Source organism: Streptomyces sp. Ru71 (assembly GCF_002920535.1).
Classification (GTDB): Bacteria; Actinomycetota; Actinomycetes; order Streptomycetales; family Streptomycetaceae; genus Streptomyces.
Genome location: NZ_PQSS01000003.1, coordinates 100248 through 125829, shown reverse-complemented (window position 1 = coordinate 125829; position 25582 = coordinate 100248). Strand labels below are relative to the sequence as shown.

Annotated in this window: 22 protein-coding genes and 1 riboswitch; of the genes, 11 read left to right on the top strand and 11 right to left on the bottom strand. The window is 75.0% G+C overall.

Features of this window, described 5'->3' with window-relative positions; translation table 11 throughout:
- Window positions 1-187: 187 nt before the first annotated feature.
- The gene (locus C3489_RS03065) at window positions 188-2248 is read left to right on the top strand and encodes a PhoX family phosphatase (protein ID WP_103779560.1); all 2061 of its coding nucleotides are present in this window, start codon (window positions 188-190) and stop codon (window positions 2246-2248) included.
- Between the two features lie 4 nt (window positions 2249-2252).
- Here C3489_RS03065 and C3489_RS03060 read toward each other — a convergent pair whose 3' ends face one another.
- A complete protein-coding gene (locus tag C3489_RS03060; protein ID WP_103779558.1) occupies window positions 2253-3191 on the bottom strand; it encodes a LysR family transcriptional regulator in 939 nt (312 codons plus the stop codon).
- A 177-nt stretch (window positions 3192-3368) separates the two neighbouring features.
- On the opposite strand from C3489_RS03060, the gene snpA reads away from it, so the two are divergent.
- Complete coding sequence (gene snpA, locus C3489_RS03055; protein ID WP_103779556.1) at window positions 3369-4022, top strand: snapalysin; 654 nt, start codon at window positions 3369-3371, stop codon at window positions 4020-4022.
- 104 nt (window positions 4023-4126) lie between these two features.
- Here snpA and C3489_RS03050 read toward each other — a convergent pair whose 3' ends face one another.
- The 4 genes from C3489_RS03050 to C3489_RS03035 form a co-directional block, all read right to left on the bottom strand.
- Window positions 4127-6052 (bottom strand): FUSC family protein, encoded by a 1926-nt coding sequence (locus C3489_RS03050; protein WP_103779554.1) that lies wholly within the window; start codon window positions 6050-6052, stop codon window positions 4127-4129.
- Between the two features lie 9 nt (window positions 6053-6061).
- On the bottom strand, window positions 6062-7036 hold the full coding sequence (locus C3489_RS03045) for an endonuclease/exonuclease/phosphatase family protein (protein ID WP_103779552.1): 975 nt from the start codon (window positions 7034-7036) through the stop codon (window positions 6062-6064).
- Window positions 7017-7376, bottom strand: coding sequence for an ADP-ribosylation/crystallin J1 (locus tag C3489_RS03040; protein WP_103779550.1), 360 nt, complete (start codon window positions 7374-7376; stop codon window positions 7017-7019). The genes C3489_RS03045 and C3489_RS03040 overlap by 20 nt, the downstream gene beginning before the upstream one ends.
- Before the next feature lie 91 nt (window positions 7377-7467).
- Window positions 7468-8259, bottom strand: coding sequence for an alpha/beta fold hydrolase (locus C3489_RS03035; protein ID WP_103779548.1), 792 nt, complete (start codon window positions 8257-8259; stop codon window positions 7468-7470).
- Between the two features lie 100 nt (window positions 8260-8359).
- Between C3489_RS03035 and C3489_RS03030 the strand changes: the two genes are divergently transcribed.
- Window positions 8360-9682, top strand: coding sequence for a PLP-dependent aminotransferase family protein (locus C3489_RS03030; RefSeq protein ID WP_103779546.1), 1323 nt, complete (start codon window positions 8360-8362; stop codon window positions 9680-9682).
- Between the two features lie 98 nt (window positions 9683-9780).
- Here the strand turns inward: C3489_RS03030 and C3489_RS03025 are convergent, their stop codons facing one another.
- Both C3489_RS03025 and C3489_RS03020 read right to left on the bottom strand, forming a co-directional pair.
- Window positions 9781-10677: a hypothetical protein gene (locus C3489_RS03025; protein WP_103779544.1), complete on the bottom strand. Its 897-nt coding sequence runs from the start codon at window positions 10675-10677 to the stop codon at window positions 9781-9783.
- Between the two features lie 289 nt (window positions 10678-10966).
- Window positions 10967-11455 carry a hypothetical protein gene (locus tag C3489_RS03020; protein ID WP_258054539.1) on the bottom strand — a complete coding sequence of 163 codons (489 nt, stop codon included), beginning with the start codon at window positions 11453-11455 and terminating at the stop codon, window positions 10967-10969.
- 690 nt (window positions 11456-12145) lie between these two features.
- Between C3489_RS03020 and C3489_RS03015 the strand changes: the two genes are divergently transcribed.
- From C3489_RS03015 to C3489_RS02995, 5 genes are all read left to right on the top strand, one after another.
- Entirely contained in the window at window positions 12146-13249 is a 1104-nt protein-coding gene (locus C3489_RS03015; RefSeq protein ID WP_103779542.1) for a PP2C family protein-serine/threonine phosphatase, read from the top strand.
- Window positions 13250-13447: 198 nt separating this feature from the next.
- Window positions 13448-14527 carry a hypothetical protein gene (locus C3489_RS03010; protein ID WP_103779540.1) on the top strand — a complete coding sequence of 360 codons (1080 nt, stop codon included), beginning with the start codon at window positions 13448-13450 and terminating at the stop codon, window positions 14525-14527.
- Window positions 14528-14602: 75 nt separating this feature from the next.
- On the top strand, window positions 14603-14956 hold the full coding sequence (locus C3489_RS03005) for a hypothetical protein (protein WP_103779802.1): 354 nt from the start codon (window positions 14603-14605) through the stop codon (window positions 14954-14956).
- A 4-nt stretch (window positions 14957-14960) separates the two neighbouring features.
- Window positions 14961-17516 carry a caspase family protein gene (locus tag C3489_RS03000; RefSeq protein ID WP_103779538.1) on the top strand — a complete coding sequence of 852 codons (2556 nt, stop codon included), beginning with the start codon at window positions 14961-14963 and terminating at the stop codon, window positions 17514-17516.
- Window positions 17513-18907, top strand: coding sequence for an extracellular solute-binding protein (locus tag C3489_RS02995; RefSeq protein WP_103779536.1), 1395 nt, complete (start codon window positions 17513-17515; stop codon window positions 18905-18907). Before C3489_RS03000 ends, C3489_RS02995 begins: the two co-directional genes overlap by 4 nt.
- 6 nt (window positions 18908-18913) lie before the next feature.
- Here C3489_RS02995 and C3489_RS02990 read toward each other — a convergent pair whose 3' ends face one another.
- Window positions 18914-19105: a hypothetical protein gene (locus tag C3489_RS02990; protein ID WP_103779534.1), complete on the bottom strand. Its 192-nt coding sequence runs from the start codon at window positions 19103-19105 to the stop codon at window positions 18914-18916.
- Between the two features lie 121 nt (window positions 19106-19226).
- Here C3489_RS02990 and C3489_RS02985 point away from each other — a divergent pair, with 121 nt between their 5' ends.
- Window positions 19227-20612 carry a helix-turn-helix transcriptional regulator gene (locus C3489_RS02985; RefSeq protein ID WP_103779532.1) on the top strand — a complete coding sequence of 462 codons (1386 nt, stop codon included), beginning with the start codon at window positions 19227-19229 and terminating at the stop codon, window positions 20610-20612.
- A 118-nt stretch (window positions 20613-20730) separates the two neighbouring features.
- On the opposite strand, the gene C3489_RS02980 is transcribed toward C3489_RS02985, so the two are convergent.
- Window positions 20731-21513, bottom strand: a complete 783-nt coding sequence (locus tag C3489_RS02980) for a hypothetical protein (protein WP_103779530.1) — start codon at window positions 21511-21513, stop codon at window positions 20731-20733.
- 276 nt (window positions 21514-21789) lie between these two features.
- Between C3489_RS02980 and C3489_RS02975 the strand changes: the two genes are divergently transcribed.
- Entirely contained in the window at window positions 21790-22755 is a 966-nt protein-coding gene (locus C3489_RS02975; RefSeq protein WP_103779528.1) for a nucleoside hydrolase, read from the top strand.
- On the opposite strand, the gene C3489_RS02970 is transcribed toward C3489_RS02975, so the two are convergent.
- Window positions 22752-23858, bottom strand: coding sequence for a HoxN/HupN/NixA family nickel/cobalt transporter (locus C3489_RS02970; protein ID WP_103779526.1), 1107 nt, complete (start codon window positions 23856-23858; stop codon window positions 22752-22754). The genes C3489_RS02975 and C3489_RS02970 overlap by 4 nt on opposite strands.
- A gap of 28 nt (window positions 23859-23886) precedes the next feature.
- Window positions 23887-24072: riboswitch (cobalamin riboswitch) on the bottom strand.
- Window positions 24073-24150: 78 nt separating this feature from the next.
- Between C3489_RS02970 and C3489_RS02965 the strand changes: the two genes are divergently transcribed.
- On the top strand, window positions 24151-24510 hold the full coding sequence (locus tag C3489_RS02965; protein WP_103779524.1) for a metalloregulator ArsR/SmtB family transcription factor: 360 nt from the start codon (window positions 24151-24153) through the stop codon (window positions 24508-24510).
- Between the two features lie 28 nt (window positions 24511-24538).
- On the opposite strand, the gene C3489_RS02960 is transcribed toward C3489_RS02965, so the two are convergent.
- A complete protein-coding gene (locus tag C3489_RS02960; protein WP_103779522.1) occupies window positions 24539-25471 on the bottom strand; it encodes an LAETG motif-containing sortase-dependent surface protein in 933 nt (310 codons plus the stop codon).
- Window positions 25472-25582: the final 111 nt, after the last annotated feature.

Genomic DNA, 25582 nt, shown 5'->3' with positions numbered 1-25582 from the left:
GGACGGACACGTAAGGTTAGCGGCCCCGAGGGGTGATCTTGGGGAGGGGTGAGCAGGGCGGACATCCCCGTGTCAACACCCCGACGGACGACGCGGGTTCACCCTTCGTTCATCCGGTCGCAGCGCTTCCGCACACGCACACCCCTACCGTCACGTTCACGCCAAGGGAACGCAAGGGGAGAGTAAAGTGCGCAAGCCGCTGCCGCTCATAGGGACACCGTCCGTTTCGCACCCGGGTGGGCGTTCCGCCCTGACGTGCCGGTTCCGGTGTGGCGACGCCTGTTTCCACGAGGTGCCCAACACCAGCGGCAACGAGTACGTCGGTGATGTCATCGCCGGTGCCCTCAGCCGCCGCAGCGCCCTGCGTGCCGCCGCCGTCGTCACCGTGGCCGCCGCGGCCGGCGGTGCCGCGCTCGCGGTCCCGCAGCCGGCCGCCGCCCAGCCGGCCGCCGCCGCGCAGCACGGCCGCGCCGCTCGCGGGCTGCGCTTCTCCCCCGTCGCGCCCAACACCGCCGACCAGGTCACCGTCCCCGAGGGCTACCGGCAGAACGTCGTCATCCGCTGGGGCGAGCCCATTCTGCGCGGGGCGCCCGCCTTCGACCCGGAGAAGCAGACCGCGCAGGCTCAGGCCGGGCAGTTCGGGTACAACAACGACTTTCTCGCCCTGCTGCCCCTCCCCGGTGAGCGGCACCGGCAGCTCCTCGTCGCCAACCACGAGTACACCGACGAGGTGCTCATGTTCCGTGGTTACGACCCGGAGAACCCGACCCGGGAGCAGGTCGAGGTCGCCTGGGCGGCACACGGGCTGTCCGCCGTCGTCGTGGAGGAGGACCGCGGCACCGGGAGGCTGACCGCCGTTTCCCGGCATCACCTCAACCGGCGCGTCACCGCCACCACCCCGTTCCGGCTGACCGGGCCCGCCGCCGGGTCCGACCTGCTCAAGACCTCCGCCGACCCCGCCGGCCGTACCGTTCTCGGCACGCTCAACAACTGCTCCGGCGGGACCACGCCGTGGGGGACGACCCTGCACGGCGAGGAGAACTTCAACCAGTACTTCGCGAACGGCAGCCGCGCCACCGACAAGCGCTACGGCATCGGGACCGGGGCCACCGAGCGCAAGTGGGAACGCTTCGACAAGCGCTTCGACCTCGCGCAGGAGCCCAACGAGGTGCACCGGTTCGGGTACGTGGTGGAGTTCGACCCGTACGACCCCGACTCCACGCCGCGCAAGCACACCGCGCTCGGGCGCTTCAAGCACGAGGCCGCCACCGTGCGGCTCACCGAGGACGGGCGGCCCGTCGTCTACACCGGTGACGACGAGCGGTTCGACTACTTCTACAAGTTCGTCGGCAGCAAGCGGATGCGGCACGGCGGCTCGCGCGCCGCGCGGGAGCACAATCTCTCGCTGCTCGACGAGGGCACCCTCTACGTCGCCAGGCTCACCGGTGACTCGCCGGCCGCCGACATCGACGGCAGCGGCAAGCTCCCCGCCGATGGCGAGTTCGACGGGAGCGGGGAGTGGATCCCGCTGGCCACCGCCACCGCCGACGGTGCGATCTCGCACGTGGAGGGGATGACCGCCGAGGAGGTGTTCGTCTTCACCCGGCTCGCCGGCGACAAGGTGGGCGCGACGAAGATGGACCGGCCCGAGGACATCCAGCCCTCCCCGCACACCGGCAAGGTGTACGTCGCCCTCACCAACAACTCCAACCGCGGCAAGAACGGTTACGCGCCGGCCGACGAGGCCAACCCGCGCAACAGCAACAAGCACGGGCACATCCTCGAACTCACCGAGCGGCGCAACCGGGCGGACGCCACGTCCTTCGGCTGGTCACTGTTCCTCGTCGCCGGGGACCCGGCCGACCCCGCGACCTACTTCGCCGGGTTCCCCAAGGACCGGGTCAGCCCGATCTCCTGCCCGGACAACGTGGCCTTCGACCCGCACGGCAACCTGTGGATCTCCACCGACGGCAACCAGCTCGGCTCGCACGACGGCCTGTTCGGCGTGGCCACCCGGGGTGAGCGGCGCGGTGAGCTGAAGCAGTTCCTGACCGTGCCGACCGGCGCCGAGACATGCGGGCCGCTGGTGCAGGACCGGCGGGTGCTCGTCGCCGTGCAGCACCCGGGCGAAATCGACGGGGCGTCCGTGGAGAAGCCGGCCAGCACCTGGCCCGACGGCCCCGGGAAGATCGTCCGCCCGGCGGTCGTGGCCGTGTGGCGGGCCGACGGCCAGGACATCGGCGTCTGACGGCTCACGCCTCCGACAGCGCGAGCGCGGAGGCGGTGCCTTCCAGCCACTCCCGGTACGCCGGGGACTGACGCGCCGCCTCCCAGTACGCCTCCTGAAGGGCCGGGCACACCCCGTCCAGTTCGGTCTCCGTACGGGCCGCGAGCAGCAGCCGTACGCCCAGCGGGTCGCCCCGCAGGCGGCGTACGGCGGACTCGGGGCGGGACAGGGACGTGGGCTGGCAGACGGTGACGACCTCGCCGGTGGCCACCAGGGAGGCGGCGGTGTGGTAGTCGCCGTGCAGGATGCGCGGGCTCAGACCGGCCAGCCGCAGCATACGGTGGACGGCGTCCGACTCGCCGTCGACCGTGGGGTCGACCATCCAGCGGTCCCCGGCCAGGTCGGCGAGGTCGACGACGGGTTTCGCGGCGGCCGGGTGGTCGGCCGGCAGGGACACGAACTGCGGCTCGCGCTCGACCAGGACACGGGTGCGCAGCCCCTCGGGGACGCGCAGCGGGCAGCCCTCGACCTCGTGCACGAACGCCACGTCGAGCTGGCCGTCGGCGACCATGCGCAGCAGGGCGTTGGGCGAGACGTCCATGTGCAGGCTGGGTTCCTGCCGGCTCTGCCGCAGCCGGCGCAGCCAGCCGGGCAGGGCGCGGCTGGCGGTGGAGCCGAGGCGCAGGTGCGGTCCGCCCACGGCGGCGGCGCGGGCCTCGGCGACCAGGGAGCGCAGGTCGGCGACGAGGGGGCGGGCCCGGCTGAGCACGAGCCGGCCGAGCGGGGTGGGGCGGCAGCCGGTGCGTTCCCGCAGGAACAGGGAGCCGCCCAGCTCCTGTTCGATGCGGCGCAGCTGGGCGCTCAACGAGGGCTGTGACACACCGAGTTGGCGTGCTGCCCGGTGCAGGCTGCCGGTGTCCGCGATGGCGCACACCGCGCGGAGGTGCCTCACATCGAGCTCCATGCTCCCGGAGAGTAAAGCGGAAGCCAGGGTTTCACCAGGGGTTCAACTACCGGCGCAAAAGGGCCGGTTCGGCGGTGATAGGGCGGGGCTATCCGCGGTTGCCATCATCACAGGCGCCGCAGCGGCATCGACACTCACGGGTGGCAAGTGACTCATCCCCCACCCTAGGAGTCATCGATGCGTCTGCGTCTGCCCCTGTCCGCCCTCACGGCGGCCACCGCCGTGGCCCTTTCCCTCGCTGCCCCGGGTCTGGCCACCGCCTCTCCGGCGCCGCAGCAGTACCAGGGCTACACCGGCTCGGCCGCCGAGGCGAAGGCCAACCAGGCCTTCTTCGAGGCCGTGGTGAAGTCCGTCGCCGCCAAGCGCGCCGCGAACCCGAGCAGCACCGCCGCCGTCACCGTCGTCTACGACCCCTCCGGGGCGCCGTCGTTCAGCGCGCAGATATCCCGCGCCGCGCAGATATGGAACAGCTCGGTGTCCAACGTCAGACTCGCGGCCGGCTCGAACGCCGACTTCGCCTACTACGAGGGCAACGACTCGCGCGGGTCCTACGCCTCCACGGACGGCCACGGCAGCGGCTACATCTTCCTCGACTACCGGCAGAACCAGCAGTACGACTCCACCCGCGTGACCGCGCACGAGACGGGGCACGTCCTCGGTCTGCCGGACCACTACTCGGGTCCGTGCAGTGAGCTGATGTCGGGCGGTGGCCCCGGCCCGTCCTGCACGAACCCCTACCCGAACGCGACGGAGCGCTCGCGTGTGAACCAGCTGTGGGCCTACGGCTTCGCCGCGGCCCTCGACAAGGCGCTCCACAAGACCGCCCGGTAACGCTTGATCCCACCCCCCACCGGGACGCGGGCCGCCCACCTGCACAGGGCGGCCCGCGTCGCCGTTTCACGTGAAACATCGACGCACCCTGGGCACGGACGGCTTCAGTGCGGGCCGGCGATGGCCCGGGCCGCCGCCACCTCCTGGCGCACCGGCTCCAGCACGCTGTCGGCCGGCCCGGTGAGGTCGGTGCGGACCGGGTGGAGCACCTCGGTGTCCCTCAGTCCCTCGGACAGCTCCCGCAGTTGCAGGGTGACCTGGCCTATCTCGGCCGGGTGGGGTCCGGGTGCGCCGTGGCGGACGCGGACCCGGGCGGCGGTCGTCGCGTCCACGATCCGCTCCACCGCCACGACCAGCGGCCACCAGGCGGCCGCGCGGCGCCCGATGGGCGGGGGTTCGGTCAGGGCGCGCTGGAAGTCCGTACGGATGACGGACAGGTCGCGGTAGAGGCGGCGGCGCATACGGGCGCGGGCGGCCGGATCGCCGTCGGTGCCGAACGCGCACTCCACATAGCGGGCCGTGTCGGCGACGGCGTCGGCGAGGCGGTCGCCGACCCGGGTGTGCCAGCTGTCCGGCCACAGCAGATAGCCGACGACGAGGGCGATGCCGCAGCCGATCAGGGAGTCGACGAGGCGGGGCAGCAGCAGGGCGGTGCCCTGGTGGTTGAGGATGTCGGACAGCAGCAGGATCACCGGTGTGATCGCGGCGGTCTGGTAGCCGTAGCCGCGCGGGGTGAGCGCAGGGATCAGCGGGGCGAGCACCGCCATGACGGCCACGTCCCACCAGCCGCGGGGCACCTCGGAGAGGACGGCGGCGGCGATCACCAGACCGGCGACGGTACCGAGGGCGCGCAGCAGGGCGCGGGAGAAGACCGAGCCGAAGTCGGGCTTCATCACGAAGGTGATGGTCAGCGCGACCCAGTAGGAGCGGGGCACGGCCACGGTCGACACCAGCACCTGAGCGAGCCCGATGCACAGCGCGAGCCGCAGGCCGTAGCGCCAGGAGTGGGCGGACAGGATGACGGTGCGGGCGGCGCGGGCCGCGCGGATGCCGAGGGCGGCGGGCCGGCCGAGGCGGTCGTCGATGCCGCGCGGGTCGACGTCGGGCGCGGTGACGACCTCGGCTGCGTGCCGCAGCGCGTGGTCGACGGCGCGTCCGGTCTCGTCGGCGGGTTCGGGCAGGTCCAGGGGCAGCGGATCGGTGCGGCCCTCGGCGACGGCGTCGGCGAGCCGGCGGGCGGCCTGCGGCACGCTGCCGGGCAGCGGGGTGCCGGCGAGGTGGGCGGCGGGCGCGGCCTCCACGACCGGGGTGACGGCGTTGAGCTGGGCGATCAGCCGGGTGAGGTCGCGGCTGCGGCCGTGGTGGCGGGTGCGGCGGGCCAGGACGAGGTCGTAGGCGTGGTCGAGGGCCCGGGTGACGGCCTGCCGGGCCGGTCCGTACGCGTCGTGGTCGCCGCTCGCGGCGAGCAGGTCGGCGACCGCGCGGTAGGCGGCGGCGACCGCCGTCCGCTCGGGCACGCCGGAGCGCAGCGGCCAGCCGAGCAGGGCGAGCAGCAGCACCAGCAGCCCGCCGCCGGTCATCAGCACCGGCGCCAGCCACCAGGGGCCCGGCATGGGCAGTCCGGCGCCGACGACGGCGTTGAGCAGGAGCAGCAGCCCGGACACGGAGGCGACGGCGCCGATCGTCGAGATCATCCCGGAGGCCAGGGCGACGCCGGTGACGGCGACGACGGCGAGCCAGCCGTGCCCGTACACCGCCGCACCGACGGTGATGCCGACGGCGCCGAAGAGCTGCGGGACGGCGATGGTGAGGACGCGCATCCGGTAGGCGTCGGCGGTGTCGCCGATGACCCCGGACAGGGCGCCCATGGACGCGAGCGCCCCGTAGGCGGGACGGCCGGCCGCGAGGCCGATCGCGAGGGGCAGCGCCATGGCGACGGCGGCCCGGACGACGGCGGCCCGGTTGACCGGGGCCCGCTGCGGGCGCAGGGTCTCCACCAGCCAGGGGGGAGGGGACAGGCTGACGGACATGGCTCATTATCACCGGCGGTGCAGGGTGACGTCGGTGACGAGGGCGCGGTGGTCGCTGCCGGGCAGGTGCAGGAAGCGGGCCCGGGTGACGGAGAAGTCCGGGGACAGCAGCACATGGTCGATCTGGGTGCCGAAGCCGGGCGTGGTGCGGGACGGCCAGCTCGGGGCGCGGTCGTGCCCGGCGAGCCGGGCGGCGTCGTACAGGCCGGTGTCGAGGATGCGGCGGAAGGCGGCGTGGTCCTGGGAGGCGTTGAAGTCCCCGGCGAGGACGGTGGCGGTGCCCCGGGCGGCGGCGGCCAGGTCGCGCAGCCGCCCCAGTTCGCGGCGCCACGGGCCGAGCCGGCCCAGCAGCGGCGGCATGGGGTGCGCGAGCTGCAGCCGTACGGCGTGGCCCTGGACGTCGGCGACCGCGCCGGGCATGCCCATGGTGCCGGGGACGCCGGGGGTGGCGGTGAGCGGGAAGCGGCTGAGGATGACCGAGCCCTGGGAGCCGGCGCCGTCCACGGCCTGGCGGTGGGGGAAGGTGCCGCTGAATTCCCGCCGCAGGACCGTGTCGCAGCGGACGGTGTCGCACTCCTGGACGAACACCACGTCCGGCTTCTCCCGGCGCACGGCGGTCACCAGGGCATCGGTGGCCCAGCCCAACTGCACGTTGGCGGTCAGGACACGGAAGGAGGCCACGGGCTCCCCGGCCGGCTCGCTGTCCTTGCCGTACGGCCCGGTGAACCAGGCGAGCAGGCCCAGCAGGGCCACGGCCCACACCGCACCGGTCCACCACCGCCCCAGCAGGGCCAGCAGCAGCCCGGCGCCGGCCGGCGCGAGCAGCCAGGGCAGGAACGCCAGCAGCTGGGGCACGGGGGTGACGGCGTCGGTGTCGGCGGCCCGGCAGCCGAGCAGCACGCTCACCGCGGCCAGCAGCAGCCCCGCGGTCCAGGCACTCATACGCCGGCCCGGAACGCCGGCGTCAGGGGCGGTCGTCGCCATGGAAGGCGTGCACGACCTCGATGCGCCCCACGATGTGCGCGTTGAACTCCGCCAGCTCCTGAGCCGGTACCCACAGCTCCAGGATCGTCTCCCCGCCCGCCTGCCGCACCGGGTAGCGCTCCAGGAACGCCGAGTCCACCTCGAACCGGGTGACGAACCCGGACCCGGAGGCGGGCACGTTCCAGTCCCGTGCGATGCGGACGGCGTAGTCCTCGTTCAGCACCGGATAGAAGATCGGCTGCTCCGGCAGGCGGGGCGGCCACGCCGTCCACCCGGACGCCTCGACGAGGGCCAGCTCCTCGGGGCCGGTGGGGCGGTAGAGGGTCGTCGTCCCGGTCATGGGCCGACGGTAGTGGCCCGGGCGGGCCGCCTGCCAGGGGTTTGCGCGGCTGCCGTTGCCGCCGCTGCCGGCGCGGTGCCGGGGCCGGTCCTCAGCGGGCGTCGTCGAGCCCGGCCAGGAAGGCGCCCAGTGCCGCGTTGAACTCCTCCGGGCGCTCCAGGTTGGGCAGATGGGCGGCGCCGTCGACGACGGTCAGGGTGGAGTGGGGCAGGGCCGCGTGCATGGCCTCGGCGTCGGAGACCGGGGTGTACTCGTCGTCGGCGCCGACCACCACCAGCGCCGGGACCGTCACCCGGGTCAGCAGGGCGCGGTAGTCGGGGCGCTCGGCGCGTCCGCGCAGGGCGGCCGCGGCGCCCTCGGGGGACGTGGACGTCATCATGCGGTGCACATGGGCCTTGACGGCGTCGTGCGCGTACGGGGCGACCATCTTCTCCAGCACCTCGTCGGCGTATCCGCGCAGACCCTCGCGCAGCAGACGGTCGGCCAGGGCGTTGCGCCACGCCTTGCCCTCCTCGGTCTCGGCCGCGGGGAAGGTGTCCGCGAGGACCAGGCCGCGCACCCGCTCGCCGAAACGGTCGTAGCACGCCATCGCGATCTGGCCGCCCATGGACAGCCCGGCGAGCACGAAGGAGTCCACCTTCAGCTCGTCCAGCAGCTCCTCGATGTCCCGCGCGAAGACGCCCAGCGGTGTCGTGCCGGGCACGACCGGGGAGGCGCCGTAGCCGCGCAGGTCCGGGGCGATCACCCGGCGGTGCGGTGAGAAGGCCGCGAGCTGGGGCTCCCACATCGTGCGGTCGAAGGGGTGGCCGTGGATCAGGACCAGGGGCGGCCGGGAGGAGTCCGCGTCCGCGCCCCGGTCCTCGTAGGCGAGGAAAGGAGGCATGTCAGCGACCCTAGGAGCGGCCAACTCCTCGGGGCAATAAGATCTTTGCCCTCGGTGCAATGTTCGGGGCTGTGCTCCGGCTGAGGGTTCAGGGGGGCGCGTGGAGGACTTCCGGCGGATCGCCGACCGCATCGCCGCGGACATCGCCGCCGGACGGCTGCGACCCGGCCAGCAGCTGCCGCCGCAGCGGGTGTTCGCGCGCCGCCGCCGCATCTCCGCGTCCACCGCGGAGCGCGTGTACGGCGAACTCGTGCGGCGCGGGCTGGTGGTGGGCGAGGTCGGCCGGGGCACGTTCGTGCGGGCCGCGCCCGCACCGCCCGGCGGCCGCGCGCTCGCCGAGCCGGCCGGCGCGGCGCCGGTGAACCTGGAGCTCAACTACCCCGTCGCGGACGGCCAGGCGGAGCTGCTGGCCCCCGCCCTCGCGCCGCTGCTGCGGCCCGGCGCCCTCACCGAGGCGCTGCGCCCGGCCGCCGCCGACGGCACCCCCGAGGCCCGCGCGGCCGCCGCCGACCTGCTCGCCGTGCCCGGCTGGCGCCCCGACCCCGGGCAGGTGCTGTTCACCGGCAACGCCCGCCAGGCCGTCGCCGCGGCGCTCGTCCACCTGGTGCCGCCGGGCGGCCGGGCGGGCGTCGAGGAGCTGACGTACCCGCTGGTCAGGGACATCGCCGCGCGCCTCGGCCGGACCCTCGTCCCGCTCGCCATGGACGCGTTCGGGCTGCGCCCCGACGCGATCGCCGCCGCGCACCGCTCCGCGCCCCTCGCCGCGCTCTACCTGCAGCCGACGCTGCACAACCCGACGTCCGTCAGCATGAGCGGCGAACGGCGGGAGCGGATCGCCGAGGTGGTCAGGGAGCTGGGGCTGCCGGTCATCGAGGACCGGATCTGGTCCTTCCTGCGGCCCGCGCTGCCGCTCGCCGCGCGCGCGCCCGAGCAGGTGTACGTCGTCGACGGGCTGTCCAAGCGGGTCGCCCCCGGCCTGACCGCCGGATTCCTCGTCGTCCCGCCCGGCCGGGTCGCCGCCCTGGCCGACGCGGTGCGCTCGGGCGGCTGGAACGCGGGGCGGTTCGCGCTGCAGGCGGCCGTGCGGTGGGCCGGGGACGGCACGGTGACCCGGCTGGTGGCGGCCAAGCGGGCGGACGCGGCACGGCGGCAGCTGCTGGTGCGCCGGGAACTGGACGGTTTCGCGGTACGGGCCGACCCGCGGGCCTGTTACGCCTGGTGGGAGCTGCCCGCGCCGTGGCGGGCGGACACCTTCACAGCGGCGGCGGCCGCGCACGGCATCGCCCTCACCCCCGGAACGGCCTTCGCCGTCAACCCCCGCCACTCCCCGTCGGCGGTCCGCCTCGGCCTGGCCTCGGTGCCGGAGCCGGTACTGAGCCGGGCGGTCCGGGTACTGGCTGAGCTGGCCCGGGGCGGGGGCTGAAGGGGCGGCCTCGCGAAGTGTTGGGGCGGTGAGGCCCGCCGGCCACCGGGGCGGGCAGGGCCGTCCGCGGCGGCGGGCAGGGCCGTCCGCGGCGGCGGTCAGGCTCGGACGCGGGGTGGTTCCGGCGTCGGGTCCGTGGTGGCCGGGGCGGGGGGTGGCCGGTGCGGGTGGCGGGTGGTGAGCCAGGTCAGGACCGCCACCGTGAGGCCCAGGGCGAGCAGGAGCCAGGACGCCGTGCGCAGGGTCTCGGTGAGGGCGTCGTAGACCGCGGCCGCGGCCTTCGTGGAGACCTCCTCGGGCAGGTCCCGCAGGGTCAGCCGGCGGCCGAGCGCGACGGCGAGGCCCAGCAGCGCGCCGCCGAGGGCCGTGCCGAGGGCCGTCGCGGTCAGCGCGCGCCGGCGGCAGGCGGCCAGCGCGATCCCGGCGACGGCGAGGGCGATGGACGCCACGGGCAGCCAGAACCCGGCGACTTCCAGCACGTCGTATCCCTTCCTCAAGCGCGCCAGCTCCGCGGCGGGCAGCAGGGCGACCTCGGTGTGCCGCACCGGGATGCGGGTGGCCAGCGGCACGTGGTCCTCGGCGAGTTGGCGCTTGACCTGCGCGGTCACCGGCGCGAGGTCGACGGTGACCGGGTGGTCGCCGTCCTCGTGCAGGGCGCGCAGCACCGCGTCGTGGGCGGAGCGGTTCGCGGCGACCCAGGCGGTGCGGAACGCCTCGGTCTGGGTGAACGAGCGCACGGCGTCGTGCACGAAGGGACCCATCGCGCCGGGCGCCGCGCCGGGGTCCACCTGGCGCAGGATGCCCGCGCCGACGGTGTCGGCGATCTGGCCCTGCACGTCGGGGTCACCGGCCAGCGGCGCCATCGTGGTGACGTAGCGTCCGGTGTCCGTGAGGCCGTACGCCGCCCAGGCCGCCAGTGCGCCGAGCGGAACCAGCAGGCAGGACAGGACGATGAGGACGGCCGACAGGGCGGTCCTGAGACGTCGGGACGACACGTCTCAAGGCAACGGGCCCGGCGGGCGCGGCGCGAGCGGTGTGGGCCGTACGGGTGGCGCCGGGCGGGTGCCGAGCGGCTTGCGACGGCGCCGAGCTGGGCGTTCTCCTCTCCGGTGGAGGGTTCACCCGAACGGGTGTTTCCTGGTGCTGGGGAGGAGGAGCGGGTGAGACCTCGCCGGCGGAACGGGACCGTGTCCCGGGCGCCCGGTGAGTGGAGGGATGAGGGAAACGTGGGCCCCGGTGCACAACACCGGGGCCCACGTCTGCGCGTCTGCGGCGCCCGCGGGTTCAGCGGATGCGGTTGCCCTCCGCGTCCTCGCGTGTGTAGTAGCGGTAGAAGAAGACGACGTAGACGGCCGCCCCGGCCACCAGACCCATCGCCGAGGACCACAGCACGCTCGCGCCGCTCTGGCTGACCAGGAAGCCCACCGCGATGCCGCCGAACGCCGACTTCACGGCGGAGTGCAGTTCGCGCGGCAACCGCGGAGCGAAGACGGCCACGGCGATGCACAGCACGATGAACACGAGGGCGGTGACGAAGCCGAACAGCACGTTCCAGCCGGTGATGGGCCCGCCGTCGCGCCGGTTGGCCGCGGCCCAGTAGCCGTAGACGAGACCGAGGAGGACGGGGATGCCGTACCTCGCCAGGACGTGGGTCCGCTGGCTGAACACGTCGGGCAGGCCGTTGGGCGCGTGGCCTACGCGGGGCTCGCGCCAACGGGTGCCGAGCGCGCGGCGCGTGGGACCGCTGCCGGGCGCGGGTGCCGCATGAGCCATGAGAGAGCTCCTTCCTCTCCTCGCCCCCGCCTTCCAGAGCACACCTGGCGAAGGCCGCTGGCAAGTCGACGTGTGCCCCCGAAACCGGCGCTGATGCGGGCGGGCGCCGATGCGGCCCGGCGCCCGACGCTGATGCGAGCGAAGCGGGCCCGTGTTTCGCTGGGGCTCGTGAGCGGTGGCCCGGACAGCGGCGGCATGAACAGCGACGCCCCGAACGGTGCTGCCCGGGACGGCGCTGTCCCGGAGGAAGCTGCCCCGGACCGAGGCGCCGCGGGCGGCGGGGTTCCGGAGGGAGGCGCCGCAGGCGGAGGTGTCCCGGAGGGAGGTGCCCCGGGTAGCGGGGGCCCGGAGGGAGGGATTTCGGACGGAGGCGCCCCGGGCGGCGAGGTCCCGGACCGAGGAGTCCCGGACGCAGGTGTCCCAAAGCGAGCAGCCCCGGGCGGCGAGGTCCCGGACCGAGCAGACCAGGACCAAGGCGCCTCGGGCAGCGGGGTCCCGGACCGAGGTGGGCCGGACCGAGGCGCCCCGGGCGGCGGGGTCCCGGGCGGCGGGGTGCCGGGCCTCCCGGAGAGGGGCGCCCCCGGCCGCGGGACCCCGGGCCGTGAGGCCCCTGGCCGCGGCGCCGCCCGGGTTCGTCCCGGGCGGTCGCCCCGCGGTCCGTATCTTCGGGCCGTCGCCCGGCGGGACGCCGTGCACCGGCATCAGCTGCTCCAGGTGCGCGGCCACAGCGTGGCCTGGGTGCCGCCGTTGCTGCTGCTCCTCGCGATCATCGCCATCGACGTCAACACACCCGGCACGTTCCGGATCGTCACCTGGATCGTGCTGGTGCCCGGCATCGCCGCGGCGATCTGCGGGGTGCGGGGCACGGCGGCCTACGCGGTGCTCGCGGTCGTCTCGTACTACGGCGTGGACACCGCGTGGCCGAACCAGTTCCAGGTCGGGCTGTCGGACTTCGTCCTGGTGGGCGTCGGCGGTGTGCTGGCCACGCTGGCCTGCGCGGTCCGGGTGCGCGGGGAGCGGCGGATGCTGCACATGACGCACATCGCGGAGACCACCCGCCGCACCGTGCTGCGCCCGCTGCCGCCGCTGTGGGGCGGCCTCGACCACGCCGCCGTCTACCTCGCCGCGGACACCGAGGCCCGGGTCGGCGGCGACTTCTACGACATCCAGCCCGGCCCCCACGGCACCCGGGTGCTGCTCGGCGACGTACAGGGCAAGGGGCTCGGCGCGGTGGAGGCGGCGGCCGCGCTGCTGGGCACGTTCCGGGAGGCCGGCTACCACGAGCGGGACCTCGCGACGGTCGCCGAGCGCCTGGAGACCCGCATGGTCCGCCACCGCGGCCACATCGACGCCATCGGCCGGGCCGGGGGCGACCGGTTCGCGACGGCCGTCCTGCTGGACTTCCCGCCCGACGTGCCCGACGCGGTCGACCTGGTCCTCTTCGGCCACGAGCCGCCGCTCGCGGTCAGTCCGGCGGGCGTGCGCCCGCTGCCGCCGGGCGACGGGCTCCCCCTCGGCCTCGGCGACCTGGTCCCCACCCCGCCGCGGGTGCGCAGGGTGCCGCTGGCCGCCGCCGAGACGCTGCTGCTGGTCACGGACGGGGTGACCGAGGCCCGCGACGAGACCGGCTGCTTCTACCCGCTGGCCGAGGACCTGGCCGGCGCCGTGCGCGACGATCCGCGCACCGCCGAGCCCTTCCGTCTGGTCGCCCACGTCCGGGACGCGACCCTGAATCACTGCCGGGGCCGCCTCGCCGACGACACGACGGTCTTCGCCGTCCGCAGACACCGCTGACGCGCTCAACGCCCTGTTCCCGACCGGCTTCGCCCTGCCGGCCGGCCAGCCCGCGCCGGCCGTGGTCCGCATGCTGGGCATCGGTCTGGTCGGCGTCACCACGAACCGGTCTTCGCGGTCCCCGGTCCCCCTTTGCACCCGCAGCGGTTACGGTGCTGCCGTACGTGATCCACGACAGTCGTCAGGGGGGAGTGGCCGATGGCCGGAACCGTGCTGCTGCTCGCGGCCTCGCCGGTGGGGCGGGGATGTCTGGTGGACGCGGCGTCCGTGCTCCCCGTCCTGGCCGCCGTGCCCCCCGCCGTGCTGGCCGGCACCGACACCGCGAACGTCGTCGAACTCGCCGACCCGCTGGAGCCGCAGGCCGTGCTGACCCGGCTGCGGGCCGCCGCGGCCGCGCCCGGGCCGCTCACGGTGTTCGTCACGGGGCAGCTCCAGCTGGACCGGCGCCAGCACCTGCCGCACCTGGCGCTGGCCCGCACCACCGCGGCCAGCGTGCGCTACACCGCCTTCCCCTGGCACTGGTTCCGTGAGGAGCTGCGGCTGCGGCCCGGCGGCACCACCACCCTGGTGGTGGACCTGCACGCGGACGCCGAGAGCTGGCAGTGGGTCGGCGCCCACGGGCTGGACTCCGGCCGGGGCACCGCCGTTCACGGTCGCATCGCCCCGCCGCCGCCCCGGCGCAGTGTCGCCTCACCCGCGTACATGAAGGCCGTGGCGACGATCCTGCGCAGCGGGCGGCGGCCTCCGCTGGACCAGCTGCACCAGCAGGCGCTGGCCCGGATCGCCGCCGACGGGCCGCTGCGGGACCTGGTGCTGAGCACCCCCGGGCCGGCCCCCGCCGACCCGCACGTGGCGCTCAGCACCGCCGTGCGCGAGGGACGGCACGCCGACGCCGACGCGCTCGCCGCGCAGTGGGAGCAGGCGGCCCGGCGGGCCCACGGGCCCGGCTCCGACGAGGCGCTGCACTGGAGCGAGGTCCGCGCCGACCTGGCGATGTTCGCCGGGGACGCGGCCCGCAGCTGCCGCGCCTGGCTCGCCGTGGCCTCGGCGCGGCTCGCCGCCGGCCAGGCACCCGACGCGCCGGCCGTGGAGGCCGCCGTGGACCGGGCCCACCACCAGTGGACGTCGATCCGTGACACCGACCGCGCCCGCGACCTGGGCGCCGCCCTGGCCGAGCTGCGGGGCCGGGTGCCGGGCCGCCGCGAGGGCGCCCTGGACCACGTACTGGGCCAGCTGCGGCAGCTGGACGCCCGCCGGGAGTCACCGACCCGGGTGTGAGGGGGGCGCGCTCCGGTGCGCCGGGTTCGTCCGAGGTCTCCCTCCGGAAGCTGAGCCGGTGTCATGATGTGGCGCATGGCTGAGGGGGACGCAGAGGCCGGGGCGGGCGTGCGGGTCGCCTTGGACGCGAGTGCGAGCAGAGCCGACGTCGGCGCGTTACAGGCGTGGCTGGAGCAGGAGCAGCCGATCCAGGAGCTGGTGCGCGCCGGGGCGCTGCGTATCGAGGTGCGGCCCGGGGACGGGGCCGACGAGCACATGGGCTCCGCGTGGGAGATCGCGCTCCACATCGTCGGGGAGGTCACGACGGTGGCCACGCTGGCCGAGTACACCTCGCGCGCGGTGAAGGCCTGGAAGGCCAACCGCCGCCGCGTGGAGAACGGGGAACCGCCGAGGACACGGGTCGACCCGCTGGACCCCGGCGAGGACTAGGCCCGTGAGTTTCGACCCGCGCGGGAAGGCCAACCGGGCGCTGATCGTCGGCGTGTCCGAGTACGACCACACCAAGGCCGACGGCCCCGACGGCGTGCCCGGGCAGCTGCCCGCCGTCCGCTGCAACCGCACCGCGCTCGCCGAGGCCCTGCACCGGGGCGAGGTCTTCCGCGAGGGCGAGATCGTCGAGTACGCCTCGCCCACCCACGACGGCTTCGGCGCGGCCCTGCACCGCGCCGCCCGGGAGGCGCAGGGCCTGCTGCTGCTCTACTTCGCCGGGCACGGCATCGTCACCAGCGCCGGCGACGAACTCTTCCTGCAGATGCGCAACGCGCGCGTGGCACGCGGCCGGCACGACGTGTTCCCGGGCGCGGTGCAGTTCACGCAGGTGCTCGCCGAGCTGGCCGCCAGCGGCGCCGAACGCGTGGTGGTGATCCTGGACTGCTGCTACGCGGGCAACGCCGCCGGTGTCTGGCACCGCTTCGAGCCGCACGAGCGGCAGAAGATCCTGCTGCTGATGAGCGTGCAGGCCAACCGGCTCACCCATCCGGGAGGCAGCAGCAGGCCCACGCCCTTCACCCGGCACCTGGTCCGGCTGTTCACGGAGCCCGGTGCCGCGGGCGGGGACGGCGGCGAGCTGTGGCTGTCCGAGCTGTACGTCGCGCTGAAGGAGCGGATGCGCAAGGCGCGCGTCCCCACCGGGGCAGGCGACCACCAGGCCCCGCAGGCGGTCTGGGAGCCGGGCGAGGACGTCCTGCTGCGGGCCGTCGGCCCCGGACCGGCGCCCCAGCCCTGGTGGCGGACGATGCTGCGGGCCCTGACCGCGTCCTGGTACGAGACGGTGGACCGGCTGCGGCGGCTGCTGCGCGACCGGCTGCGCCTGTGGCTGGTGGTGCTGCTGGCGCTGGCCGTCACCGCCGCCGGCGGCTACGCCGTCGCCGTACTGATCGACGACTCCCCGGCCTGCGCCCCGCCGCTGGAGCTGCGCGTGCTGACCGACCCGGATCTGGAGCCGGCGCTGTCCGCGGCGGCGGACGCCTATCTCTCGTCCGGCGCCGACACCGACGGCGACGGCTGCCGCCGCACCGGCATCACCGTGGACAGCGCGGGCGCCGCCGACGCCGTCGCCGCGCTGCGGGACCGCACCGACGCGTGGCAGCAGCCCCGCGACGACGACGATCCGCAGCGGGACGTCGGGCCGCAGCCGGACGTGTGGGTGCCGGCCTCGCCGGCCGATGTCACCCGGGTGACCGCGGGGCAGGAGGGGCGCGTCTTCGCGCATGTGGAGCCGATGGGGGAGCCGTTCGCCTACTCTCCCGTCGTGCTGGCGGTGCCGGACGACGCCGGCGCGGCCAAGGCCGGCGGCGGTGGCCCGCTGGCCGCGCTGGTCGCCGCCTTCGAGGGCCGGGGCGGCCGGGCCCAGGTGGTGCGGCCCGACCCCGAGTTCACCGACGCCGCGCTGCTGGCCACGATCGGCCTGTACGGCGGTGCCGTCGACGCCCGGGCCGCCGAGCGGACCGTCGCGCAGAGCGGCCCGCCCGCACCGACCGCCGGCGAGCTGCTGTGCAGGCTGCCCGACGACCCCGCCGAGGACCGGCGCACCGCCGTCCTCGCCCCGGAGTTCCTGCTCAAGAGCGGCGTCGGCTGCGCCTCGGAGGTGGTGCGCGCCCGGCGCGTCGCCCAGTACCCCGACGACGTGCCCGCTCTGCAGCCCGCGTTCGTGCGGGTGCGCTGGGAGGACGGCGACCGCGACGCCCAGGCGCGCGACGACGCCGTCAAGCGGTTCCACGACTGGCTGAGCGGTGACGGCGGCCGCGAGGTCCTCGGCGACTACGGCTTGCGCTCCCCCGACGCACCGCACCGGCTGCTGGCCGGCGGCAAGGCCGCGCCCGGCGTGCTCGCCGACCCCGGCACCCCGCGCGAGGCGGCCGAGCCGACCGCGATGAACGCGGCGCTGGAGCGCTACCGCGGCGCCGGCGGCCCCGGCCAGGTGCTGTTCCTGCTGGACAGCTCCGGCTCCATGGCCGGGCTGTGGGAGGGGCCCAGCGGCGGGCCCGGCCTGCTCCAGCAGTCCCTCGGCGGACTCGGCGACCGCGACGAGTACGGGGTGTGGGCGGTGGCCGGCACCTCCGGGTCCACCCACACCGACCTGCTGCGGTTCGCCACCCACCGGCGTGCCGACGCCGTCCGCGCCCTCGACCCCGGCGGCGGCGCCCGGGTCCGCGACGCGGAGGCCGACCCGCACGCCGCGCTGCTGGACGCGCTGGAGTTCATGCGGGGGCGCGGCACCGACGCCCAGCGGCCGCAGCTGATCGTCTATCTCACCGACGACGAGGACAACACCCGGCTGACCGGCCGCGCCCTCGACGAGGTGCTGCAGCGGGCCCGGGCGGCGGGAGTGCCGGTCGCCATGGTGTCGCTGGCCGACGGCGGCTGTGACGGCGGCCGGCCCGACGCCCGGATCTCCGCGGCGAGTTCGGGACGCTGCCTGGACCCCGGGGACGACCTCGGGGCGGCGCTGCACGACGAGGTCGCGCGGACCGGGACGGGGGAGGAATGAGGCTCCGACGGATCGCCGCCGCCCTGACGCTGCTGGCCGTGGCGGCCTGCACCGGCGGCAAGGGCACCGAGGAGAGCGCGCCGCCCTCCTCCTCGTCCCGCTGGATCGTGGTCGCCAGCGGGCGGGACGTCACCGGCAAGGGAGGCATACGGCAGCAGCTGATCGACGCCTGGAACCGCACCCAGCCCGCCGACGGCTACCGGGCCCGCCTGGTGGAGCTGCCCGGCTCCGCCGACGCCCAGCGCAGCCAGCTGCTCGGCGCGCTGCAGTCGGGCAGCGCGTCGTACGACGTGGTCAACCTCGATGTGACCTGGGTGCCGGAGTTCGCGGCGGCCGAGCTGATCCAGCCGCTGCCGGAGGGCGCCGTGGAGCGGGAGTCCGACCTGGTGTCCTCGGTGGACGGCACGTCCCGGTGGGGCGGCAAGCGGTACGCGGTGCCGTTCAACAGCGACGTGGGGCTGCTGTACTACCGGCGGGACCATCTGACGGCGGTCAGCGGGCGCGGCGACCTGGGCAGCAGCGTGGGCTGGGACGAGCTGCGGCAGCTGATCGAGAAACTCAACCGGGAGCGCCCCAAGGGGTACGAGGCCGGGTGGACCACCCAGCTGGACGGCTACGAGGGGCGCACCGTCAACGCGATCGAGGCGTTCGCGTCGGCCGGGGGCGAGGACTTCCGGCTCATCGACGGCGAGGGCCGCTACCGGGGCGGCGAGGAGCAGTTGGCGGCCGGCATCGGCGAGCTGCGCCGGCGCACCGGGACCGCGTACACGCTGCGGGACGCCTACGAGTCCGACGAGGCGCGCTCCCTGGACGACTTCGCCCGGGGACGCACCACGTTCCTGCGGCACTGGCCGTACGTGTATCCCACGCTGTACGCGACGTTCAAGGACGACCTCGGGGTGACCCGGCTGCCCGGGAAGTCGGTGCTGGGCGGCCAGGACCTGGCGGTCACCTCCACCGTGTCCGGTGAGCGGGCGGCGCGCGCCTTCGACCTGATCCGGTTCCTGACGGACCCCGACAGCGAGCGCTGTCTGCTGCGGGCCGGGTTCGCGGCGACGCGGACGTCCGCGTACGAGGGCGGCGCCGGCTGCACGCACGCGCCGGTGTTCGCGGAGCGGCCGTCGGCGTCCCCGACCGGTGAGAGCCCCGGCCGGACCCCGCCCGACCGGCTCGGCGGGCTGAGCTTCAGCCGGCAGATCCTGCTGCCGGCGCTGCGCGAGGCCGTGCAGCGCCCGCGCACGCCGCTGTACGGGGCGGTGTCCCGGACGCTGATCACCGCGCTGGGTCCGCTGTACGACGTGGGGCCGCGCGGTGGGGGTGCGGAGCCGCCCGACGACCAGGAGCTGGCCGAGGCGCTGGACCGGGCCCTGAAGCGGGAGCTGCCGCACTGAGCGGTGTCACGGCCGGCCCGGCTGCGGGTGCTGCACCTCGGAGACGGCCGTCTGGGGTGCCGCCTTGGCCGGGCCCGCGTTGGCCGCCGTGATCAGCGCCGCCACGGCCAGTACGGCGGCGGCGACGCCCCGGGTGAAGGGGGTGCCGCCGGGCGGGCGCAGACGGGGGTGGGGGGAGGTGGACGGGCGCTCGTGCACGGCGACCTCACAGGGCGGCGGGGGGATGACAACGGCGTATTAAGCACGCTTAATACGCCGTTTAACCTAGGGGCTGCGGCAAGTCAACGGCAAGAGTGCCGGGCCGAGTTGGGGGTTGGGGATGGCGGGTGGCGGCGGTGGGCGCGACGGTGGTGGCCGCGGGACACCGGACCGGGACACGCCCGAGGTCATCGGGCGGCGGGTGCAGCGGCTGCGCGGCCGGCGGGGGCTGACCCAGCGGCAGCTGGCGGAGCCCACGTACACGCCGGCCTACATCTCCACGCTGGAGGCCGGGCGGGTGCGGCCCTCCGACGCGGCGCTGCGGCACATCGCCGAGCGGCTCGGGGTGGCGTTCGAGGAACTGGCCACCGGGCGCTCCGCGCGCCTGGTCACCGACCTCAGGCTCCGGCTCACCGAGGCGCAGCGCACGCTCGCGGGCGGGGACGCGCAGCGGGCGGGCGAGCAGTACGCGGCGCTGCTGGCGGAGGCGGAGGCGCAGGGGCTCGCCGAGGTCGAGGCGCAGGCGCTGCTCGGGCTCGGCGAGTGCGGCATCGACACCGGGGACCTGGCGGCGGCCCGCGGCTGCTTCGAGCGGGCCGAGGCACGGCTCGCGGACGCACCGCTGCCGGCCCGGGTGCCCGCCGTGCGGGGCCGGGCGGTCACCCACTACCTGGCCGGGGAGCTGCGCTACGCCGTCTACCTGCTGGAATCCACGCTCGACGAGCTCAACCGGGGCGGGCTGCACGACCCGGACGCGTTGCTGCTGCTGTACGCGTCGGCGATCGGGCCGTACATGGACATGGGCGCCCAGGTACGGGCCGCGCAGGCGGCGGAGTTCGCGCTCGCGCTCGCACCGCGGGTGGAGGACCCGGCGCTGGTCGCCCGGATGCACCGGTCCGTCGCCCGTACGCTGCTCGCCGAGGGGCGCCTGGCGGAGGCCGACGCGTCGCTGGCCAAGGCGGCCGAGCTGTACCGGCAGCTGCAGATCCGCACCGAGCTGGCCAACTGCCACTGGATGCGGGGCTATGTGTACGCCCAGAACGGCCGGCTGGAGCGGGCCGAGGCGGAGCTGCGCCAGGCGCAGGCCATGCTGACGGCGGGGCGGGCCGGGCTGTACAGCAGCCAGGTCGCCGTCGAGCTGGCGGACGTGCTGCACCGGCGGGGGCGCTCGCAGGAGGCGGCCGATCTGCTGCGGGACGTGCTGGGGGAGCTGTCCAGCGAGCGGGGCGCGGTGCACGCGGCTGCCGCGCACCGGCTGCTGGGGATCATCGCCGAGGACGCCCGGGACACCGAGGCGGCCGAGGAGCACTATGTGCGGGCGCTGAGCCTGCTGGAGCGGGCCGGGGCGGCGGGCGACCTGGCCGATCTGTGCCGGCTGCTGGGCGACCTGCTGCGGCGCACGGGGCGGGTGGAGGCGGCGCTGGACGCGTACCGCACGGGGCTGGGGCACCGCACGGCTCCGGGCACCACGACGTTGGGGCCGGCTCCGGCGCAGCCGCCGCTTTAGCCTGCGGCGCCGGGTTGTGTGTTGTCTGCGGGTTGTGGGGGGTGCTCGCGCCCACGCGGCGGAGCCGCATGTCGACACAGCCCCGCGCCCCTTTTGGGGGTTGCAGTTCCTGTTGGCGCTACACCTGGGCCCTTCCCTGCTTGCGGACCTCCGCCAGGCGCAGTGCCCCCAGTTGGACGGCGACCTGCGTCGCGTCCGACGGGACGTCGGTCAGGCCTCCGTTGGTCAGGGTGAACGCGTCGTCGCCCTGGCGTACGACCGCGACGTCGAGGGTGAGTACCGTCGGCTCCTCCGCGCCGTCGGCCGGCGGGGCCGTCACCGTGACGCGGAGTCCCTGCCGTGCGTCCCCGACCACCGGCAGGGCGGTGTCGGTCACCTGGACGTCCTGCGCCACGCCGAGCGCCGTCGTGGCCGTGAAGTGGGCGCAGGTCCGGGGCACCGTCGCCAGCCAGACCAGGGTCCGGTCCACGTCGGCGCGGGGCCGGGCGGTGACCTGGTAGCGCAGCTGGGCGTCGGTGTCGGTGTTGTCCAGGCCGGTCGTCGCGCGGGCTGGGGAGCCGAGCAGCTCGTCGGCGTAGAGGGCGTCCAGGAGGCGGGCGCAGTCGGCGGGTGCGCCGGTCGTCTTCAGCATGCCGTCCCGCCAGGTCGCGGCGCCCCGGGTGGGCACCCAGGCCGGGCCCAGGTCGGCGTCGGTGACCAGGACGGCCTGCGCCTGGGCCGCGGTGAGCGCGGGGGCGGCGCCCGTGGAGGCGGGCGCGGTGCGGGTGGGCGTGGCGGAGGCCGTGGGGGTGCCGTCGCCGCCCTCGTCCATGTCGAGGTAGCGGGCCGAGCACGAGGTGGCGGTCAGGAGGGTGCCGAGGGCGAGCGGCACGAGGAGGAGGGCGGCCTGGGGACGGGGCATCGACGGCTCCTTGGCGGGGGTGCGTAGCTCCAGGTCAGCACCGTGATCACGGCACGACCAGCGCACAGATCCGTCCGGGCGACAAAACCGCTCGCACCGACCCGCTGACGGGGGTGGGACTGCCGCACCGGCTGCCCGACGGGGCCGTCGTACGGCACACCCTGGAGGTGGCGGAGCTGGTGCGGCCGGTGGTGGCGGTGCGGGGGCCGGGGCTGTCGGGACTGAGCGGTCGGGGGGCGGGGCGCCTATCGTCGACTCGACGGAAGGAGCCCCGAGGTGACCAGTCAGCCCATCCCCGTGATCATCGACTGCGACACCGGCGTCGACGACGCCCTCGCCCTGCTGTTCGCCGTACGGCATCCCGGCCTGGACCTGCGTGCGGTGACCTGTGTCGCCGGCAACACGGACGTGGACGGGGTCGTACGCAACACCCTGACGGTGCTGGAGCAGGCGGGAGCTCCCGGGATCCCGGTGGCGCGGGGCGCCGAGCGGCCGTTGCTGGAGCCGGCGCGCTCGGCGCGGCACGTGCACGGCAGCGACGGCATGGGCGATCTGGGGCTGCCCGCGCCCACCCGCCGCCCCGCCGACGTCGACGCGGTGAGCCTGCTGCGCCGCGAGATCCTCGCCAGTCCGCGCCCGGTGACGCTGATCCCGACCGCGCCTCTGACGAACATCGCCCTGCTGCTGCGCACCCATCCGGAGGTGACCGGCAACATCGAGCGGATCGTCTTCATGGGCGGCGCGGTCGCCACCGGGAACGCCACGCCGGTCGCGGAGTTCAACGTCTGGCACGACCCGGAGGCCGCGGCGATCCTGCTCACCGCCGGGGTGCCGGTCACCATGTACGGCCTGGACGTGTTCATGCAGGTCGTGGTGCCGGCGACCGATGTGCACCGGATGCGGACGAGCGGCGAGCCCGGCACCCGGCTGGCCGGTGAGCTGCTGGCCCACCGGCCGACCACGCAGGGCGGCGCCCCCGAGGCGGAGGAGGCGGGCGGCCTCGGCGACGCGGGCGCGGTGTGCGCGGTGGCCGACCCGGCGGGCATCACCACCCGGCCGCTGCCCGTGGAGGTGTCGCTGGCCCCGGGACCGTCCCGCGGCCAGACGATCGTCGACCGCCGCCCACGCCCCGGCGAGTCCGAGATCCACGAGGGCGCCCGCGAACAGCCCCTGGTGGACGTGGCGTTGGAGGTGGACGTCGACCGCTACGTGAAGCTCTACCTGGAGACGGTCGAGCGCTAGTCGGCGGCTGCGGTGGCCGACCAGCGTTCCTCCACCCTGGCCAGCCTCCAGTACGCCAGGGCCGCCGCCCACACCAGGACGAACAGGCCGACGATGAGGTAGCCGACGCTGTCCAGGTCGATCCCGGCGATCCAGCCGGTGACCGCGTCGTCCAGGCCGAACTTGTCGTGCAGGACGCCGACCAGCTCGATCGTGCCGATGAAGAAGGCCACGGCGATGGACAGACCGGTGATGGCCAGGTTGTAGAACACCTTGCGGACCGGGTTGGAGAACGCCCACTGGTAGGCGAAGTTCATGAACGTGCCGTCCAGGGTGTCGAACAGGCACATGCCGGCCGTGAACAGCAGCGGCAGGCACAGGATGGCGTACCAGGGCAGCCCGGCGGCGGCGCCCGAGCCGGCCATCACCATCAGCGTGACCTCGGTGGCCGTCTCGAAGCCGAGGCCGAAGAGGAAACCGAGCGGGTACATCTGCCCCGGCCGGGAGATCGAGCGGGTGAGGCGGCCGAGGAAGCGGTTCATGAATCCGCGCGAGTCCAGGTGCCGTTCCAGCTCGGCCTCGTCGTAGGTGCCCGCCCGCATCGACCGGAACACCTTCAGGATGCCGGCCAGCGCCACCAGGTTGAGCGCGGCGATGAGGTACAGGAAGGTGCCGGCGATGGTCGTGCCGAGGAAGCCGAGGACCTGGTGGGTGGTGGAGCCCTCGTCGGTGACCCGGTCGGCGAGCTGGGTGCCGGCCGCGATCATCACCGCCAGCGCGATCACCACGCTGGAGTGGCCGAGCGCGAACCAGAAGCCGACCGACACCGGCCGCTTGCCGTCGGCCATCAGCTTGCGGGTGGTGTTGTCGATGGCGGCGATGTGGTCGGCGTCGAAGGCGTGCCGCACGCCGAGGGTGTAGGCGGTGACGCCTAGTCCGATGCCGAACGCCTTGGAGCCGACCTCGTAGTGGCCGGGCACGACCAGCAGGAAGAGGATGCCGAAGGCGACCACGTGCAGGGCGGCGATCACGGCCATCAGACCGGCGGTCTTGAGGGTGTCCTCCCGGCGCCAGCGGAACGTGACCTTCACGGTCGTCGTCGGGGCAGGGTCGGGCAGGGTCATCCGGTTCACGCTCCAGCACCTCGTGGATCACTTCGTGAGCTGCCGTGGCCGGTCTCCTGGCTGACGGGTTGTCGCGTTCGCCCTCCCTGCCTTCCCGGTCGAACGACCAGTGGCCCGGCGCGAGCCGGACGGGAGGAGAACTCCCCGATCACAGTGGCGAGGGCCGCGTCGGTTCCACACCGACTTCCCGAACACCACGGCCCGCCCACCGTAGGGGGATCGGGGGTCTCCTGCATAGCTGCACAACTGAGCAGGTATTCAAGATCACAGTGCGGGGCGGGACAATGCCGCCATGCACCTCGTGCCCTCCGACCGCGCCGACCGCCGCACCATCGACGGTCACCGCGTCTGCGAAGCCATCGCCGCCATCGGCGACTCCGTACACGTCCGTGCCTGGTCCGACCGGTTCTCCCTGCTCGCCGACCCCAACCGGCTGGCTCTCCTGATCGCCCTGCACCGCACCGGCCCCCTCGCCGTGTCCGACCTCGCGATCGCGACCGGCATGAACGACCCGGCCGTATCGCAGGCCCTGCGGCTGCTGCGGGCGGCCGGCACGGTGGCGGGCGAGAAGGAGGGGCGGGTGGTCCGCTACCGGGTGGTCGACCCGGACGTGCGGGCGCTGCTCGCGCACTGCGCCGCGGACAGACCCTGACCACCCGCCCCGGTTTACCGACCGGTCGTCAGACGCGGTTCCCGGCCCGCTTCCTGCGCGTCGCCACGACGATCGCCGCGCCGCCCGCGAGGAGCACCGCCGCGCCGCCCGCGATGACACCGCTGTCGCTGCCGCCACCGGTCTCGGCCAGGTCTCCCGTGCCGCCGTTCGGCGTGGCGGCCGGGGAGCCGGAGGCCGACGGGGCGTCGGAGCCGGCCGGGGCCGAGGGGGCCGCCGACTCGGACGCCGGGGCGGACGGCGTCCCGGTCGGCGCGGGCGCCGCGGACTCCGGGGCCGGGGTGGACGCGGACGCGCTCGGCGCCGTCGACGACGACTCCTCGGCCGTGCAGTCCTTCGTGCCGCCGTTCCACGCGGCGATCAGCTTGTCCTTGATGACGGGCCGGTCCGGGCCCTTGGGCAGCTCACCGTGTTCCAGCCCGTCACCCGCACCGGTCACGCCGTCGAACTTCACGGCGCCCCGGTACAGGTCGACCTGCGCGAAGCAGCCCGCGTCGGGGACGGCGATGTCGAGGGAGTCGGTGGCGCCCGGCTTCACCGTCACGGTGTCGAAGTCGACGAAGACCTGCTCGCCGGAGGTGGCGAAGCTCGGCCCGTGGGCGAGGTAGGAGGCGAGGGAGGCCGTGCAGGTGGTCGCGTCGCCGGCGGCGCGGACCTTGATGTGCGCCTTGCCGTCGTCGGTCGGCCGCAGGTTCTGGTCGTCGACCTTGACCGAGTCGAAGAAGGACGTGCCGTCCAGGGAGAACTGACAGCGGTCGGTCCCCGTCTCCGTGCCCGCGCCGGTGCCGGGCGCGTAGTGGCCGCCGGACTGCCAGCCCTCGCCGCCGGGCGTGCCGGTGGCCCACGCGCCGGAGGCGGAGGCGACGGAGGCGGCGCACAGGGCGAGCGCCGCGGCGCCCGTCCCCAGCAGGTGGCGCGCGGTGACACGTCTCGCTATGGACATGCGGGTTCCCCTTGTGGGTGTGCATGGGTGAGGGAGCCGCTCCTGAACGGCGGCGCGTCCCCCGAATGGTCGTGGAATCACTGGCCACATCAGTCACACGGGCACAGTGCG